Origin of the sequence: Sorangium sp. So ce1335, from assembly GCF_051521615.1 — a bacterium.
Classification (GTDB): domain Bacteria; phylum Myxococcota_A; class Polyangia; order Polyangiales; family Polyangiaceae; genus Sorangium.
The window spans coordinates 2492991-2509071 of the sequence record NZ_CP150363.1 but is presented as its reverse complement, the minus strand read 5'-3'; the positions used below and the strand labels follow the sequence as shown (position 1 = coordinate 2509071).

The 16081-nt window shown below is 72.2% G+C and carries 11 protein-coding genes; 8 read left to right on the top strand and 3 right to left on the bottom strand.

Going from position 1 to position 16081, the window contains the following annotated elements; genetic code table 11:
* The first annotated feature begins 123 nt into the window (after nt 1-123).
* Nucleotides 124-810 (top strand): hypothetical protein, encoded by a 687-nt coding sequence (locus WMF24_RS09365; RefSeq protein ID WP_437736031.1) that lies wholly within the window; start codon nt 124-126, stop codon nt 808-810.
* Between the two features lie 156 nt (nt 811-966).
* Here the strand turns inward: WMF24_RS09365 and WMF24_RS09360 are convergent, their stop codons facing one another.
* The gene (locus WMF24_RS09360; protein ID WP_437736030.1) at nt 967-2484 is read right to left on the bottom strand and encodes an ATP-binding protein; all 1518 of its coding nucleotides are present in this window, start codon (nt 2482-2484) and stop codon (nt 967-969) included.
* Between the two features lie 99 nt (nt 2485-2583).
* On the opposite strand from WMF24_RS09360, the gene obgE reads away from it, so the two are divergent.
* From obgE to WMF24_RS09345, 3 genes are all read left to right on the top strand, one after another.
* On the top strand, nt 2584-3606 hold the full coding sequence (gene obgE, locus WMF24_RS09355) for a GTPase ObgE (RefSeq protein ID WP_437736029.1): 1023 nt from the start codon (nt 2584-2586) through the stop codon (nt 3604-3606).
* 369 nt (nt 3607-3975) lie between these two features.
* The gene (locus WMF24_RS09350; RefSeq protein WP_437736028.1) at nt 3976-5733 is read left to right on the top strand and encodes a hypothetical protein; all 1758 of its coding nucleotides are present in this window, start codon (nt 3976-3978) and stop codon (nt 5731-5733) included.
* Between the two features lie 78 nt (nt 5734-5811).
* Nucleotides 5812-6021 carry a hypothetical protein gene (locus tag WMF24_RS09345; protein ID WP_437736027.1) on the top strand — a complete coding sequence of 70 codons (210 nt, stop codon included), beginning with the start codon at nt 5812-5814 and terminating at the stop codon, nt 6019-6021.
* Here WMF24_RS09345 and WMF24_RS09340 read toward each other — a convergent pair.
* On the bottom strand, nt 5994-8072 hold the full coding sequence (locus WMF24_RS09340; protein ID WP_437736026.1) for a CotH kinase family protein: 2079 nt from the start codon (nt 8070-8072) through the stop codon (nt 5994-5996). The two genes, WMF24_RS09345 and WMF24_RS09340, sit on opposite strands and share 28 nt — an antisense overlap.
* A gap of 299 nt (nt 8073-8371) precedes the next feature.
* Here WMF24_RS09340 and WMF24_RS09335 point away from each other — a divergent pair, with 299 nt between their 5' ends.
* A complete protein-coding gene (locus tag WMF24_RS09335) occupies nt 8372-9700 on the top strand; it encodes a hypothetical protein (RefSeq protein WP_437736025.1) in 1329 nt (442 codons plus the stop codon).
* Nucleotides 9701-9811: 111 nt separating this feature from the next.
* Entirely contained in the window at nt 9812-10453 is a 642-nt protein-coding gene (locus tag WMF24_RS09330) for a Uma2 family endonuclease (protein ID WP_437736024.1), read from the top strand.
* 128 nt (nt 10454-10581) lie between these two features.
* On the opposite strand, the gene WMF24_RS09325 is transcribed toward WMF24_RS09330, so the two are convergent.
* Nucleotides 10582-11463 carry an NAD-dependent epimerase/dehydratase family protein gene (locus WMF24_RS09325; RefSeq protein WP_437736023.1) on the bottom strand — a complete coding sequence of 294 codons (882 nt, stop codon included), beginning with the start codon at nt 11461-11463 and terminating at the stop codon, nt 10582-10584.
* A gap of 501 nt (nt 11464-11964) precedes the next feature.
* Between WMF24_RS09325 and WMF24_RS09320 the strand changes: the two genes are divergently transcribed.
* Entirely contained in the window at nt 11965-13350 is a 1386-nt protein-coding gene (locus WMF24_RS09320; protein WP_437736022.1) for a YecA family protein, read from the top strand.
* A 98-nt stretch (nt 13351-13448) separates the two neighbouring features.
* Nucleotides 13449-16064 carry an SUMF1/EgtB/PvdO family nonheme iron enzyme gene (locus WMF24_RS09315; protein WP_437736021.1) on the top strand — a complete coding sequence of 872 codons (2616 nt, stop codon included), beginning with the start codon at nt 13449-13451 and terminating at the stop codon, nt 16062-16064.
* The last annotated feature ends 17 nt before the right edge of the window (nt 16065-16081 follow it).

The window sequence follows — 16081 nt, the reverse complement described above, 5'->3', positions numbered from 1 at the left end:
TAAGGCGACGACCTGTCGAGCCAATTGGGCTTGACAGCCGTGCGGGTCTTTCCCCCGCGCGGGCGGCGCGCGCTTGTGGCGAAGGGCCGCGACGATCTCGTACCCAGCGGGGGACGCAGCGACATGCCGAAGATCACAAAGCAGGGCAGCTCCGAGAAGGCGACGGGCACGAAGAAGAAGTCCTCTTCGAGCGCCAAGGGGGGCGCAGAAGCTCAGCTTGCGAAACCCGTGAATCCGGTAATCAAGGAAGACTCGAAATCTTCGTCAAGCGCGTCCAAGCGTAAGCTCGGCCTCCGCGGCGCCGCGCCGTGGGCCGCGCGGCACGCCGCGAAGCACGCCGCCGAGGCCCGGGCTCGGGCCGCCGAGCCGGCGCCCCCCGGCAGCGCCCGCGCGACGATCCGGGTGCCGAGCGGCGCGGAGGAGATCAAGGCGAAGATCGCCGAGCTCCACAACCAGACCCAGAAGATCCGCACGCTGCGCAAGCGGCTCGACAAGGGGTTCTTCGATATCGGGGTGGTGCTCTCCGAGATCCAGCAGCAGGAGCTCTATCAGGCGAAGGGGTACGGCTCGTTCGAGGCGTTCCTCGAGCGCGAGATCGACCTCGGCAAGCAGACGTCGCTGCGCCTCATCAAGGTCGCCCACGTGTTCCAGCGCGAGGTGGCCCTCGACTACGGCATGGACCGCCTCTTCGTCGCGCTCGCCGCCCTCGAGGGCGACGCGGTGCCGAAGCCCGCGCCCTCCGCCATCCCCTCCGCCCCCGGCTCCAAGCCCCCGCTCCCCCTCAAGCCCCCGATGCGCATCGTCGGCTGAGCGGCGCTCACCCGCTGCGGATACGGGCCCACCTCGACATCCTCGGTGCTCGGCGCACTGGAGTGCGCCTGCGCGCCGAGGACGCCGATCTGGGCCCGTCTCCTGTGCGGGTGAACGCCGCTCGGTACAACGCGTCAGGGCCGCCGACGCGACCCATCAGCTGCCTGCGCTGCGCGGCGGCGACGAGGAGTTGGTCGGGCGGGAGACGGGCTCGGGGATGAAGCGGGGGAGCTTCACGCGGACCGTCGTGCCCCTGGATGCGTGCGTGTCGACGTCGACCCGCCCGGCGTGCTGATCCACGATCTTCCGGACAATCGCGAGGCCGAGGCCGGTGCCCGCGGCCTTCGTCGTGAAGAACGGATCGAAGATCTCCGCCAGGATCGTCGGCGGGATCCCGGGCCCCGTGTCGCTGATCGAGAGCCATACCTCGCTCGCATCCCCCGACGCGCACGCGCGAAGGACCCCGCCCTCGGGCATCACGTCCAGGGCGTTGACGACGAGGTTCAGGACCACCTGCTTCAGCTTCTCCACGTCGCCGAGGGCGAAGCAGTCGTCCCCGAGGTCGCGGACGACGGCGACGCCGTGGCTCGCGAGCGCCTCCTCCTCGAGGTCGAGCACGTCGCGAACGACGCGGGCCAGGTCGACGGGCTCGCGGTGGGGGGCGCGCGGCCGGGCGAGCTCTAGGAACTCGCCGAGGAGGCGGCCCAGGCGGGCGATCTCGGCCTCGACGATGCCCACCCGCCGCTTCATCGGCTCGCGGATCGCCTCGTCGGAGAGGCGGTCGATGCCGCGGCTCAGCAGGTGGAGCTCCAGGACCGCGGCGTTCAGGGGGTTCCTTATCTCGTGCGCGAGGCCGAGGGCGAGCGGGGCCATGGCGTTCAGGGCCTCGGCGTCGGCGGCGCGCCGCTCGAGGGCGCGGCGCTCGGTCACGTCGATGCCGATGCCGTACACGAGGTCGGTCTTGCCGCCGCGGCCGCCGCTGCGGACGCCGGAGAGGTGCCAGCGGACCCGGCGGATCGCGCCCACGGCGTCGCGGACGCCGACCTCGACCTCGGCGGCGGCGTCGCCCTCGACGACGCCGAGGAACGACTGGTTGAACCGGCGCTGCTCGGACTCGTCGACGAGCGCCTCGCAGAACGGCATGCCGAGCGCGGCGTCGCCGCCAACGCCGGTCAGCGCGGAGAGGCGCGGGTTGAAGAGCGCGACGCGGCCCTGGGCGTCCAGGCCGAGGATGAGCACGTCGGCCGCGTCGACGATCGCCCTGTAGCGCCGCTCCAGCTCCTCCCGCTCCCGCTTCAGCGAGATCTTCTCGATCGCCTGGGCCACCGTGGAGATGAGCTCCTCGGGGCGGAACGACTTGAGGATGAAGGCGAAGGCGCCGGCGCGGAGCGCGGCCATCGCGATGTCGACCGTGGCGAAGCCGGTCACGAGGACGATCTCGCCGTGCGGGGCGGCGGCGCGGAGGGGGGCGATCAGCTCGAGGCCGCTCGCGTCCGGCAGCTTGACGTCGACGACGGCGACGTCGAAGCCGTCGCGGCGGGCGGCCGCGAGCCCCTGCTTGCCCGTGGGCGCGAGGGCGACCTCCACGTCGAGCTCGCGCGCGCCCTCGAGGACGTCGCGCAGATTTCCGGCGAGGCTCGTGTTGTCGTCCACGATCAGGATTCGAGCGCGCACCTGGGATCTCCTGGTCCAGCGGTCCGGCGGGCGACCCGGAGCGAGGGGCGACCTTCCGCTGTGGGGTCTTTTCTGAATTTTATGCTATGAGCCGCCGTCATGCGGTTCGTCGATCGGTGCCGTCTGAAGGTCATCGCCGGGGATGGCGGCAACGGAGCGATCGCGTTCCGCCGCGAGAAGTACATCCCCTTCGGCGGCCCCGCGGGCGGCGACGGCGGCCGCGGCGGGGACGTCGTCTTCGTGGGCGACGAAGGCCTGTCCACGCTACTCGACTTCACGTACGCGCGCACGATCGAGGCGGATCGCGGCGAGCACGGGATGGGGAGCGACTGCCACGGGCGCGCCGGGGCCGACCGGGTCGAGAAGCTCCCCGTGGGGACGCAGATCTTCGATGCCGAGAGCGGCGAGCTGATCGCCGACCTGACCGAGCACGGCCAGCGGGTCGTCGTCGCCCGCGGCGGCAAGGGGGGCCGGGGCAACCTGCACTTCAAGTCGCCGCACGACCGGGCGCCGCGGCGCGCGGAGCCGGGGGAGCCGGGGGAGGCGCGCGAGCTCCGCCTCGAGCTGAAGGTGCTCGCGGACGTCGGCCTGCTCGGCTTCCCCAACGCCGGCAAGAGCACGTTCGTCGCGGCGGTCTCGGCGGCCCGGCCGAAGATCGGCGACTACCCGTTCACGACGCTGACCCCGACGCTCGGCATGGTCGAGATCGGCGGCGGCGTGCGGTCCGGCGGGTCGAGCTTCGTCATCGCGGACATCCCGGGGCTGATCCCGGGGGCGAGCGAGGGGGTGGGGCTCGGCATCCAGTTCCTCAGGCACGTGGAGCGGACGCGGGCGCTCCTCCACCTGGTGACGATCGATCCCGGCGAGGACCGCGAGCCGCTCGCCGACTACCGGGCGCTCCGCAAGGAGCTCAAGAAGTTCAGCCCGGAGCTCGCGGAGCGCCCCGAGATCGTGGCGCTGACGAAGGCCGACCTGCCCGAGGTGCGCGAGGCGTACCCGAAGCTGAAGGCGCGGTTCGCGAAGGCGAAGGTGAAGCTCCACCTCGTCAGCGCCGCGACGGGCGAAGGGGTGCCCGAGCTGATCAACGAGCTCGCGGCGATCGTGCGCAAGCGCGAGGACTGAGCGCCTGGAGGCCTCGCCGGGGCGCCAACGTCCCTGGGAGGCCTCGCCGCGGGCCTACCGCGCTGACCTCGCCCATCCATTCCATACGACATCGGCCAGATGTCCATACGACGTCGGCCCGGCCCCCACCCCGCGCGGAGCACCCCCTCGCCGCGGGTCTACCGCGTTGACCTCGCCCATCCAGTCCATACGACATCGGCTCATTCTCACCTCGCGTGGAGGCGATACACACCGTGCTGTCTCCTACGCTGACCGCCCACATCTCCTTTTTCTTGCCGAGCGAGCGCGCGCGCTGCCTGGACAATCGAGGGAAGTTCGCGTCCACTTTTCCTTTCGGACTCTCGCGTCCTGTCAGGAGAGGAAGCCCCGATGCGCTGGTCGATCTTCAGCAAACCCTCTGCTCTCGCGTGGTGGTTTTCGCTCTCGGCGGTGCTCGGCGCGAGCGGCGCGGCGCACGCCGATGTCGTTCAACCGAACGGCACCGTCATCCCCGTGGTTGAGGGGCGATTGAGCACCCTGCTCAACGGGTCGGCGAACAACGACGACATCGACGAGGGGATCGACGTCGTCGCCGACGCCGCGGTGGAGCCCCAGGTGTTCTCACCGCTCTGCGAGTTCAGCGGCAAGTACATCGCCAAGGGCGGCGGCGCCAACTTCGCCGTCGGCTGGTACAACGTCGACGACGCCCGCAGCAGCGACGACCCGCCGCTGTACGTGTCTGTCGACACCGGCGCCAACCTCAACACGCCGGCGCCGGAGAGCGACATCCAGATCCTCTTTCCGTTCTCGACCTCTCTGCCGCCCGCAGCGAGTCGCGAGCTGACGGCCGTATCGATCCGGGAGAGCCCCGCGTACGCCGGCGGCCTGATCGGCTTCGTGCTGATCCCCAACCCGAACGGCACCGGCAACGGGAATGCCACGCAGTACCACTACACCGAGCACAGGTTCAACGTGATGTGCACGGCGTGCGCGAACCCGGGTCCCTGGTACTCGGATCTCATCTACAGGTCGAACGAGCTGCTCAACACGTTCTATCTCGGCTTCGAGGATCTCGATTTCCTGAACGCGGCGGGCGCCGCGGGGGTCAACGGCAACGATCTCGATTACGAGGACTTCCTGTTCCGCTTCTCGGGTATCACCTGCCCGGAGGCCGGCCAGCCGTGCGAGGTCGACGAGAACGTGGGCGCGTGCCGCCTCGGGATCTCCGACTGCGACGCGCAGGGCGAGGTGATCTGCACGCCGTTCGTGATGCCCGGCAGCCAGGCCGAGCAGTGCGACGGGCTCGACAACGACTGCGATGACGTGATCGACGAGGAGGCGCCCTGTCCGGAGAACCAGGTGTGCAGCCGCGGTCGCTGCGTGGACCACTGCGGCTCTGCGGAGTTCCCCTGCGAGGAAGGGCTCGTGTGCCACCAGGGCCTGTGCGTCGAGGAGGCGTGCGTGGACGTTGTGTGCGAGGCAGGCCAGGTGTGCCATCAGGGCGAGTGCCGAGGAGCGTGCGACGGCGTCGTGTGCCCGCACGACCAGGTCTGCCGCGGCGGGCGCTGCCTCGACCCGTGCGAGGGGGTCCAGTGCAACGAAGGCCAGGTGTGCGAGGGGGGCGTCTGCGTGCTCCAGTGCAACTGCCGCGGGTGCCCGACGAACGAGCGCTGCGACATGGAGAGCGGCCGGTGCGTCGAGGCCGCGTGCGCCGATGTCGCGTGCGACGCCGGCACCTACTGCCGCGACGGGAGCTGCGTCGACGTCTGCGATGGCGTCGTGTGCCCCACGGGCGAGCGGTGCGAGGCCGGCATGTGCGTCGCGGAGCCGCCGCCGCCCACCGCCACCACGTCGGTCGGCGCGGGGCTCGACCCCGTGACGTCGTCCGGCGCGGGCAACGCCACGTCGGGCGCGGGCGGGGGCTCCGCGTCAGGCGCGGGCGGGGCGCCGGCCACGGGGTCCGGGGCGGGCGGCGGTGACGGCAGCGGCGCGTCGTCGGGCTGCGGCTGCCGCCTCGGCGCCGACACGCCCTCCGCGGGCGGCCTGACCGCGCTGCTCCTCGCGGCCAGCCTCGGGCTGCGGCGCGGGGTGCGCCGCCGGCCGGCGCGCGGGCAGCGCCGCGCGTCCGGCGGCGACGAGGTGGGCTGAGCCAGCCGCAGGGGCGCGCGGGCGAGCGCGCCGCCCGCGCGCGCTCCTCGAACAACGATCACGTTGATCGAGCAAGAAATGAACCGCCAAGACGCCGAGGACGCCAAGAAGAAGACAGAAGTCTTGGCGTCCTTGGCGTCTTGGCGGTTCGAAATTCTGCTCGTTTCAGGCGGGTTCAACCCGTTTGTTGCTCTACGGGCGCTCGACGAGGAAGCTCGAGGTCTTGTCGCCGACGTCGTGGCTTGTCGAGGGGGGCTCGCTCACGGATCGCCGGAGGTCGCGCCGTAGAGCTCGACGTCGTCGATCTCGATGGTGCCCGAGTCGACCTTGCCCTGGCCGAGGAAGCCGTTCGGGCGGATGCCGTTGGCCTGCGGGCCGAAGGAGAGGCCGATGATCGACCGGAGCACGTCGTTCACGTCGTCGCCGGGATCGCGCCCCTGGTCGATGGCCCAGTCGGGCAGCGCCATGTCGGCGAACTTCAGCTCGATGAGCTGCGGCTCGGCGCTGAGCCGCACGTCCCACCCGTGACGGACGCCGGAGATCCCCTCGCTCTGCGCGGGGCTCTCGACGTCGAAGCGCAGCCAGCGCGCCCCCTCGGCGCGCGCCCAGAAGCGGACGCCCTCGAACGACGTGACGTCGGTGGGGCCCTCGGCGAGGGGCACCCCGAAGTACACGTACTGCCCCCAGGCGTACCCCTCGTCGCGGAAGTCGAACTGGAGGAGCAGGCTCTGCGCGCCGTTCAGCGGATCGTCCTTCGCCAGGGACTGCACGGCGCCGGACGCGTTGTTGGTGGCGAGCAGCGTCCCGACGTACAGCCCGAGCGTGTCCGCGACCTCGAAGTCGTTGATCCCGGTCGCGGTGAACGAGAACGGCACGAGCGGCGTGTCGCCGGCCAGGCGCGCGAGGCGCTCTCGCAGGATCGGGATCTCGTTCCTGAGCCGCTCGACCGCCGGCTCCCAGCCCGCGAGGCCGGGCCCGAGCGGGTCCTCCTCGACGGCGTCGCGGATCAGCGCAGCGTACCTGTCGACCTGCTCCTCGAGCCGCCCCTCGCCGAACGGCCCCGCGAGCAGCTCCTGGAGCGCGGCCTTGTAACCCGCCGGGTCCTGGAGCAGGGCGCTGAACAGCGGGTCGCAGCCCGGCACGCGCACCTTCTCGAGGCCCATGAGCACCAGGACATCCGTGGGGCACGTCGCCGGCGCCTCGGTCCAGCGCGGCACCTGGCCAAAGTAGGTGCTCGGGCTGAGGGTCTGGTCCATGTCCCACGGGATCAGGTGGAATTTGCCCGAGGAGGGGTCGTCGTAGATGAAGAAGTTGTGGTTGCCGGCGCCGCCCCCGTCGCCGACATAGAAGGTCGTGACGCCATCCCAGTTCACGATCGCCTCGTCGACGGCCATGTAGCGCTGCAGTTGCTCGACGTCCGCCCACCGCGACAGCGCGGCGAGGCGCTCCGCGCCCTCGGTGGACGCGAGGTCGGTCGCGAACGCGACGAAGCGCTCGTGCGTGGCCTCGTCCTCGTTCGTCTCGACGCGCTCCGCGTAGTAGCTGGCCTCGTCCGAGGCCGGCCACGCTTCCTTGTAGAGATCGCCGTCCGGCCCCTCGGGGAAGTTGCTCTCCACGAAGGAGCCGTCCACCTCCTCGACCATGGAGAAGAGCCCTTGCGACTCGCCGTTCACGTGCAGCGTGGCCCACGCGCTCCTCGGGGCCGCCACGCCCATCTCCCGGTACAGGCCATAGGCGATCCGCTCGTGGAGCCTCGTGGGGTCCCAGACCATCGAGTGGAAGTTCAGGCGCTTCTGCTCGTAGAAGCGCTGTCCGTCGACGTACTCGTCGAACTTCACCTTCATGCTGAGCTTCGGGCAGGTGAGGTTTCCCTGCGCGTCGAAGCACATCGCCAGCGTGCCGTAACCGCCCTTGAAGCGCAGGCCCACGACGCCAAGGCTCTTGCCCTTGTAGCAGGCCTCGGCCTCCACGTACTCCTCGTCGCGGGCGTTCGCCTTGAGCTCCGCCCACCGCTCTTCCGGAAGGTGGAAGTCGAAGCGCGGGACCTCGTCCGCCGCGAACAGCTCGTCCGCGTCGCGGCCGGCCAGCGCGGGGTCGGCCGGCTCGCACGGCGGCGTCGCGACCTGCCCGCCGGCCCCGCCGTCGCCCGCGCCCCCTTCCCCTCCGGCGCCGGCGCCGCCGGCGCTCTCTCCGCCAGCGCCCCCGGCGCTCTCTCCGCCAGCGCCGGCTTCGCCCGAGCCTCCCGTCCCGGCGCCGCCGCCGGCGCCGTCGTCATCCCCGCAGCCCGCGCCCACCACGGCGGCCGCCAGCACAAGCCATGTCCAAGTACCAAGCTTCATGCAACGCTCCTTCACGCGCCGCGACGGTAGTCGCGCACCTCGCGCGCGTCGACGTCCGATGCGCGTGCCGGCGTCCCCTTCCCCCTCTGCGTCGCTTTCGTGCGCCGCCCGTGACACCCGCTCCGCGCTGGCGGGGACGACGCATGAGCGGTCGCTCTCGGCCCCTCCGCGGGCCCGCGCCGGGTGTGTCCAGAGCGCCTCGTGACGCCGTACATCGCGCTTCACGCCGGTCAGCGCCGCGCGATCCTGTTGACAATTAGGCACGGAATGGCGTGCCGCCCTCGGGCATTTCGCGTTCGATGACGCACAGCGAGGGGCGCCTCCGAGGGAGGCTGAAGCATGTCGGTGTTGGGATCGCGGCGACAGCCGCGCTCATCGTGATCTTCCGGGCCGGGGCGTCGGCATGGGGCGAGTCCCGACTCCGGGATTACCGCGACGCCACCGAGGCCGAATGGAACGCGGAGCGCGCGGCGATCCGCGAGCGCTCGCGGCCAGCAGGCGAGGACGGCGCGCTGCAGGGCTGCGGGTCGAGCTACGCGAGCCTGCCGGTGATCCAGCTCGACGCTCACCCCCTGATGAGGGAGCGAGCGCTCGAGGCTGGCCCCGGCGCGCCGCTCCCCCCGGCGCTCCTCGCCGAGATCGAGCGGCACCGTCCGGCGATGGACGACTTCCGGCACGCGGCGAGGTGCTCTCATTACGAGCCGGCGGAGGACAGCGCGTGGGTCGACTACGGCCCGGAGGGGCGGTTCATCTCCCTGAGCCAGCTGGTCTTGATCGAGGGTCACGGGCTCGTGGCCAAGGGGGATGTGCGCGGCGCCCTCGACCGCTACCTCGCCGTGGCCAAGGTCGGCGCGGACATGTCCGCGGGGTCGACGATCGCTGGCCTGATCGGCACGGGCTACGCGGCGCGGGCCTACCGCGCCGTCGCAGCGCTCGTCGCCGGCGCACCCCGGCTCCACGCGGCGGAGCTCGCCGATCTGGACGAGGCGCTCGCGGAGCGAGGGCGCCACCTGCCGCTGCTCGCCGACGCGCTCCGGAAAGAGCGCCTGCGCCTCCGGGAGTCGGCGATGCGCCTGATCGACACGGGCGACGTCCCCGATCGGCTGCCATCCCACGTGCGGTCCATCGGCGCGATCGCGCTCACCACGGTGCTCCCGGAGAGCGCCCTGCTCGGTCATGCCCTCCCGCGGACGGACGCGTGGCTGCGCGGCGCGGAGCAGATCGCGCGCGACGCGCAGCGCGATGCCTCCCGGTCCGCGCGGTTTCACGAGCTCGCGATCGACCCCCTCGTCGCCGACGCTTCGGAGCTCGGCGCCATGGCGGACGCCGAGCAGCTCCAGCGCTTCGCGGGGCGCGATTGCGCCGCGCGCGCGTCGTACCTCCTGGCGCGCGCCGCCGTCGAAGCAGAGCGGTCGTATGCGGACGGCGTCTATCCGGAGGCGCTCCGGTCGCTCGCGCAGGATCCTTGCGGGACAGGTCCCCTCGTGTACCGCAGGAGCCCGAGCGGCGACGGCTACACGCTGTCCAGCGTCGGCGACGACGGCACGGCGGACCGACCGCGCGCCGCAGGCGGGACGGGCGCAAGCGACGGCATCGTGATCACCCGACGGGGCGCCAGCGTCCTGTAGCGCGCGATCGTGGCGGCGCCCGGTCGCCGCGGCGGCGTCTCCTGCGGAGGTGGGGCCGACGCTCCCTCCCTTGATCGAGCGCGGAGCGCGCGCGGGTGGTAGCCTCTCGGCGTGACCCAGCGCCCGTATCCGGAGCCCAAGCCAGCCCGCCTCCTGTCCGTCGCGGAATGGGCAGCGCTGCCGGAGGACGAGGCCGGTGAGCTCATCGATGGCCGGCTTGTCGAGGAGGAGATGCCCGATTGCGTTCATGAGCTGGCCGTCGCCTGGCTCGTTCACACCCTCCGGGCATGGCTGGCTCCGCGCCGCGGCTTCGTCTTCGGCTCCGAGGTGAAGTACGCGCTCAAGCCGCGGCGCGGCCGAAAATCCGACGTATCGGTGTTCCTTCCGACGTCCCGGAAGCCCCCGGCCCGCGGCCCCGTCGCGATCCCGCCGGACATCATGGTCGAGATCGTCTCGCCCTCGCCGCGGGACGGACGTCGCGACCGCATCGAGAAGCTGGAGGAGTACGCGGCGTTCGGGGTGCGCTGGTACTGGCTGCTCGATCCGCAGCTCCGCACCCTGGAGATCTTCGAGCTCACGCGCGACGGGCTCTACATGCGTCGCCTCGGCGTGACCGGGGGCGTGCTCCAGGAGGTGCCGGGCTGCGACGGGCTGGCGCTCGATCTGGACGGGCTCTTCCGGGAGATCGATCAGCTCGACGAGGCCGAGCCAGAGGAGGCGCCGGCGCAGGGCAGCGCCGAGCGCGCGGAATAGCAGCGCGCGGGCGACGTGGGCGCAGCGCTGCCCGCGCCGGGCGCAGCGCCGCCCGCGCCGGGCGCAGCGCCGCCCGCGCCGGGCGCAGCGCCGCCCGCGCCGGGCGCAGCGCCGCCGACGCCCGCCGATCAGCCGCGCTCGCGCGGGGCGCGCGCCGCGGCGGCGAGGGACGGCGTCTCGGCCTCCACGGCGAGGCACGCCTCGAACCCCTCGCGGTAGCTCGGATAGAGCAGCGTCATGCCGAGGGCGCGCTTGATCTTCGCGTTGTCCACGGCGCGGTCGTGGCGGAGCGTCTCGTGCAGGTCCTCGCGCGGCGCGCCCGGCGGCAGCTCCAGGCCGAGCCGCGCGCACAGCCAGCGGACGACCTCGATCTGCGGCACGGGCGCGTCGTCCGCGACGAGGAACGCCTCCCCGGGGGCGGCGCGCTCCAGGGCGGCGAGCGCGAGGCGCGCGAGGTCCTCGACGTGGACGCGCGAGACGACGTTCCTGCCCTGCTGGTCGCCCTCGCCCGTCATGCGGAAGTCGCCGCGCAAGAGCCGCTGGTGCAGGCCGCGGCCGGGGCCGTAGATGCCCGCCGCGCGCAGCACCACGGCGCCGCGCTCGCGGTACACGGCCTCCGCCGCGAGGCGCGCCGCGGCGCGCGGGCCGTCGGCTGACGTGGGCGTCGCCTCGTCGATGCGCCCCGTCGCGCCGCCGTAGACGGCGGTCGACGAGACGTACGCGATCGCGCGCGCCCGGCCGAGCGACGGCGCGATCGCGGCGTCCGTCGCGCCGTCGGGCGGGAAGGCGACGAGCACGTCCGCGCCGTCCGGCACGAGCCCGTCGACGGCCTCGGCCGTGAGCGCCGGCAGGACGCGCACGTCGATGCCCGCCTGCGCGAGCTCGGCCGCGCGCTCGGAGGAGCGGGTCGTCGCGACGACGCGGCCGCCGGACGCCCTCCGGAGGCCGGCGACCACCGCGCCGGTGAAGCCGCAGCCGAGGACGACGAGCGGGGGAGGAAGGTCGTTCATGGTCTCTGCGCCCTTCTACCAGCAAGCGCCGCAAGAGAGGGCGACCCCCGCGCATGGAAGCTCGGTGCCCGCGTGCCAGGTGGTGGTCTCAAGCCTTGAAAGCGGCGGCTCGAGACCCGAGCGGGCGCTTTCAAGGCTTGAAGCGGGGTTCCGGGGAGCCCAGCGAGCGCTCTCAAGGTTTGAAGGCGGCTGCTCGCGCGCCGAGTCGGCTCTTTCAAGCGTTGAGATCACCGACTCGGCCTCCGAGTCGCCGTTGCAACGCTTGCATCAAGCGTTGCAACGGCCCGATCGCAGGAATCAAGCGTTGAGGCTCAAGCCCACGGTCCCCGCGCTCGTCCCTGGCGCCGTGCCCCTCGCAGGCCCTCGGGGCGGGGGCTCTGCGCGCGGCGCGGGGAGGCGGGCCGGTGTCCGCGCCCCGCCAGCGTGCCCTCTGCGGCGGGCGACGCGGCAGTGCTCGTCGCCGCCCCGGTCGGTCGCCCACGCTAGGATCGGCCTGCGACCGTGGGGCATCAACACCACTTCCTGTCCAGGCTCGATCGCGTCTCGCTCCCTCACGTCGAGCTCGCGCTCACGCTCTACCGCGATCACGGCCTCGTCCAGTACCTCCTCGGCTGCGTCAGGCTCCCCGACGGCGCAGAGCGGGTCGCGATCTCGCTCGACGATCCGGCGCGCGGGCCGTTCCTCGTCGTCACGCGCGAGGGTCGCTTCGTGACCTGCCTCGGCGCCGGGATGCGCGCGGGCGACCTCCCGGTCATCCCCCGCGGGCAGCTCGACGGGCTCACCGCGAAGGCCGCGGATCTGCGCGCGCGCATGGCCGCGGCGAGCGCGCTCGCCGGGCCGAAGGGGCACACGGCGCAGCTCGTCGACCGCATCTTCCACGCCGGCCCGGACCTGTCGCGCGAGGAGTTCGTGGCCATCTCGGCCTTCCGGCCGCTCTTCGGCCTCGAGTTCCTGCGCGCCTACTTCGGCGCGGTGACCGAGCTCGACGATCTGCGCGGCGCGCTCCTCCGCGTCGAGCACCCGAAGCGCGTGCTGACACCCGTGCTCCGGCGGTACTGGGACCTGTTCTGGGCCATCGGGCACCTCGCGGTCCTCGCGTTCACGGACGGTCGCGCGCTCATCGAGTCGCTCCCGGAGCAGCTCGATCTCTCGAGCTCCTGCCTCGCGTGGGGCGCCTCGCGCCAGGGGAGCGTCGCCCTCGCCCTGCGCGGCTTCTGGGGCGTCGCGAAGGTCGGCAAGGCGCAGCTCCGCGCCTGCAAGACGGCGTTCGACGAGGCCGCGTCGCAGCTCCGGCTCGTGACCAGCGTCGGGAGCCTGATCGCGCTCGGCGCGGGTCATGCCAGGCTCCGCGCCGAGGTGCGGAAGGTGCTGTCGGCGCCGCGGGATCTCTCCGGGGTCCATTTCCCGGAGGCGCTCCTCACCCTCTTCCAGAGCACCGCCGAGACGGCGCTCGACGAGGCCGAGTCGGCGGCCACCATGCAGCGGAGCCTCGGGGCGCGGATGGCCGTCTCGCTCACCCGCGGGCTCGCCGCGGGCGACCCGCTGCGCTTCGAGCGCGAGGAAGACGTGCCCGAGGCGCTCGCCATGGCCCTTCCGGTGAACACGCGGCGGTCGTTCGTCGACGATGCGGAGATCATGGCCCTGATGATGCTCTTCATCCCCTGGACGGCGCGCGCCGAGCCGGAGCAGCTCTTCCTTCCGCGCGAGTACGTCCGCCTCGTCCATGCCCGCTGGTCGCCGGAGGACACGCTGCGGCTGCTCGCGCCGCTCCGCGAGCACTACCACCCGAAGATCCAGGCGCCCCGCCGGGAAGGACCGTCCCGCAAGGGCCCTTGCCCGTGCGGGAGCGGCGAGAAGTACAAGCGGTGCTGCGGGAAGGCCGCGTGAGCGGCCGGGCCACCGGGCGGCGCCTCTGGTAGCCTCGTCCACGCGGAGCGGGCGGCCGAGACGCAGCGTGCTCGCCGCCACCGCGACGCGCTCAGCGCATGGCGGTCAACGTCTTCATCTCCTACGCCCCCGCGGACCGGTCGCACCTCGAGGCGCTCGAGGCGCACCTCGCCGCCCTCAAACGGCAGGGCCTCGTGAGCACGTGGCACCGCGGCCGGATCGGCGCCGGGGCGGTGCGCGACGAGTCGGTCGCGGCGGAGCTCGCCGCCGCCGAGGTGGTCGTGCTGCTGGTGAGCGAGGCGTTCCTCGCCTCGGACAGCTGCTACGAGCGGGAGCTCGGCGCCGCGCTGGAGCGGCATCGCCGGGGGGCGGCGCGCGTGGTGCCCATCCTTGTGCGCGCGTGCGACTGGGAGGGGACCGCGCTCGCGGCGCTGCAGGCGCTGCCGCGGGACGGCGGGGCGGTGACGAGCTGGGCCAATCCGGATGAAGCGTGGAGGGACGTGGTCCGGGGCATCCGCGCGGCCGTGGAGGAGGCCGCGGTGAGCGCGCGGCCGGAGGCGGGGCCCGCCAGGGCAGCGCCGACGAGCGCGCTCGCCGCGACCCTGAGGGACGCCGACGAGGCGATCCGCGCGATCGACAAGCAGATCGCGGCGGCGCAGAAGCGGCGGGTGCGGCTCATGGCGGCCGGCGCGAGCACCGCGGAGGTGGACCAGGAGATCGTCGATCTCCGGCGCAAGCGCCGGGAGGGCGGCCAGCTCCACGTGGGCGAGGAGCTCAGCGACGGCCGGTACCTGCTGCTCGAGCGGATCGGCCGCGGCGGGTTCGCGACCGTGTGGCGCGCGCTCGACGCGGGGCGGGGCGACCAGCCGGTGGCGATCAAGGTGCTTCACCCGAACCTCGCGGGCGACGAGGGGCGGCGGGAGCGGTTCTTCCGGGGGGCGCGCGCGATGGCGGAGCTCGACCACCCCGGCGTTGTGCGCATCCTGGAGCCGAAGGGCGAGGACGGCGGCTGGCACTACTTCGTGATGGAGCTCGTCCACGGCGAGGACGTGTACAGCGCGGTGATCGGGAAGCGGCTGCCGGCAGAGCGGGTGATCCCGATGCTGCTGCTCGCCGGAGAGGCGATCTCGTTCGCCCACGCGCGGGGGCTCGTGCACCGGGACGTGAAGCCGGCGAACATCCTGCTCGATGGAGAGGGGCTGCCGCGGATCACGGACTTCGATCTGGTCTGGGCGCGCGACACGACGGGCGGCACGAGGAGCGGCGCGCTGGGGACGTTCCTGTATGCGGCGCCGGAGCTGATGCACCGCCCGCAGGACGCGGACGTTCGCGCGGACGTGTACGGGCTCGGCATGACGGCGGTGTTCTGCCTGCACGGCGGGGAGCTGCCGCCGATCATGATGCGGTATCCGGGGCGGGTGCTCGAGCGGCTGCCGTGCAGCGACGCGGTGCGGAAGGTGCTGGAGAAGGCGATCGAGTTCGAGGCGTCCGAGCGGTTCCCGGATGTGGCGGCGTTCTGCGAGGCGCTCAGGGGCGCGGCGGGAAACGGGGGCGGGGCGACGCTGGAGGCGACGAGAAGCACCGAAGCACGCGATGTGGGGGTGCCACGGGAGACGCCAGAGGGCGCCCGGCAGGCGGGCGGCGCGCTCTCGCGGGCGGTGTGGCGAGCGCTGGAGGACGGCGGTCCGATTCACCGCGCCGTCAACCGAGCCATCCTGGAGCCGCGAGCGGGCCGCGTTCAAGGCCCGGTGGTGCTCAGCAATTGCGCTCTGGCGGAGCGGGCCGCAGAGACGGCCAAGGAGCAGGTGCTCCTCCTCGGAAGCTGGAGTCTGCTGTGGCCGACGCACCCCGTCCCCGGGGCCGACGAGAGGCCGTTCGAGGAACGCGGGACCTTCCGCTGCGGCATCATCGAGAAGCAAGGCAGGGTCCGGCTACAGCAGGTGACGTACCAGAGCGACTTCTTCGAGTCGCTCTTGCCGTGGGTGGACATCCCTGCCGGCGTGTTTCTCATGGGCAGTCCGGACGACGATACCGAGGCCAGCAAGAACGAGAAGCCTCAGCGCCACATAGAGGTTCCGGCATTTTCACTGTGCGCGACACCCATCACAGCAGGGCAGTACGCGGCCGTGATCGGCATCCCCGCCGCGCAGGGAATAGCGAATCGGCCTACCATCAACATCCGATGGGAAGACGCTATCGAGTTTTGCAATACGCTCTCCCAGCTGGCAGGAAGGCAGCCATGCTATATGCTGTCGCCGGACAGCGTGGTGTCGCTGGAAGACGCGAATGGCTTCCGCTTGCCGGAGGAGGCAGAATGGGAATACGCGTGCCGAGCCGGGACGACGACCCGGTATTTCTTCGGCAATAGCGAGCGTCGCTTGAAGGAATTCGCGTGGTACCGTGAAGGTGGGGGAGCGCCGGTCGCCCCGGTTGGCCGGAAGAAGCCTAACGCGTGGAACCTGTACGACATGCACGGAAACGTATGGGAGTGGACCTGGGACGAGTACCGGGCGTTTGACAGAGAAGCACCGATCGACGGGCATCAAGAGGCAGCGGTTCGTCGTCTCAGCGAAGGCGCGCGGGTGGTGCGTGGCGGCTCGATCTCGGACGGGCCCAAGCAGCTGCGGTCTGCGAGCCGGCGCGGGTGCATTGCGAGACGCCCGTACGATATCGTCGGCTTCCGCTGCGCTGGCCCAGCCCGCCGCCGGGATTAGCCTCCGGCCTCGGCCGC

What these genes read in the sequence shown, in the direction of transcription:
- WMF24_RS09365 (WP_437736031.1), top strand. Translation starts at nt 124, where the DNA reads ATGCCGAAGATCACAAAGCAGGGCAGCTCCGAGAAGGCGACGGGCACG.
- obgE (WP_437736029.1), top strand. Translation starts at nt 2,584, where the DNA reads ATGCGGTTCGTCGATCGGTGCCGTCTGAAGGTCATCGCCGGGGATGGC.
- WMF24_RS09350 (WP_437736028.1), top strand. Translation starts at nt 3,976, where the DNA reads ATGCGCTGGTCGATCTTCAGCAAACCCTCTGCTCTCGCGTGGTGGTTT.
- WMF24_RS09345 (WP_437736027.1), top strand. Translation starts at nt 5,812, where the DNA reads ATGAACCGCCAAGACGCCGAGGACGCCAAGAAGAAGACAGAAGTCTTG.
- WMF24_RS09340 (WP_437736026.1), bottom strand. Translation starts at nt 8,072, where the DNA reads ATGAAGCTTGGTACTTGGACATGGCTTGTGCTGGCGGCCGCCGTGGTG.
- WMF24_RS09335 (WP_437736025.1), top strand. Translation starts at nt 8,372, where the DNA reads ATGACGCACAGCGAGGGGCGCCTCCGAGGGAGGCTGAAGCATGTCGGT.
- WMF24_RS09325 (WP_437736023.1), bottom strand. Translation starts at nt 11,463, where the DNA reads ATGAACGACCTTCCTCCCCCGCTCGTCGTCCTCGGCTGCGGCTTCACC.
- WMF24_RS09315 (WP_437736021.1), top strand. Translation starts at nt 13,449, where the DNA reads ATGGCGGTCAACGTCTTCATCTCCTACGCCCCCGCGGACCGGTCGCAC.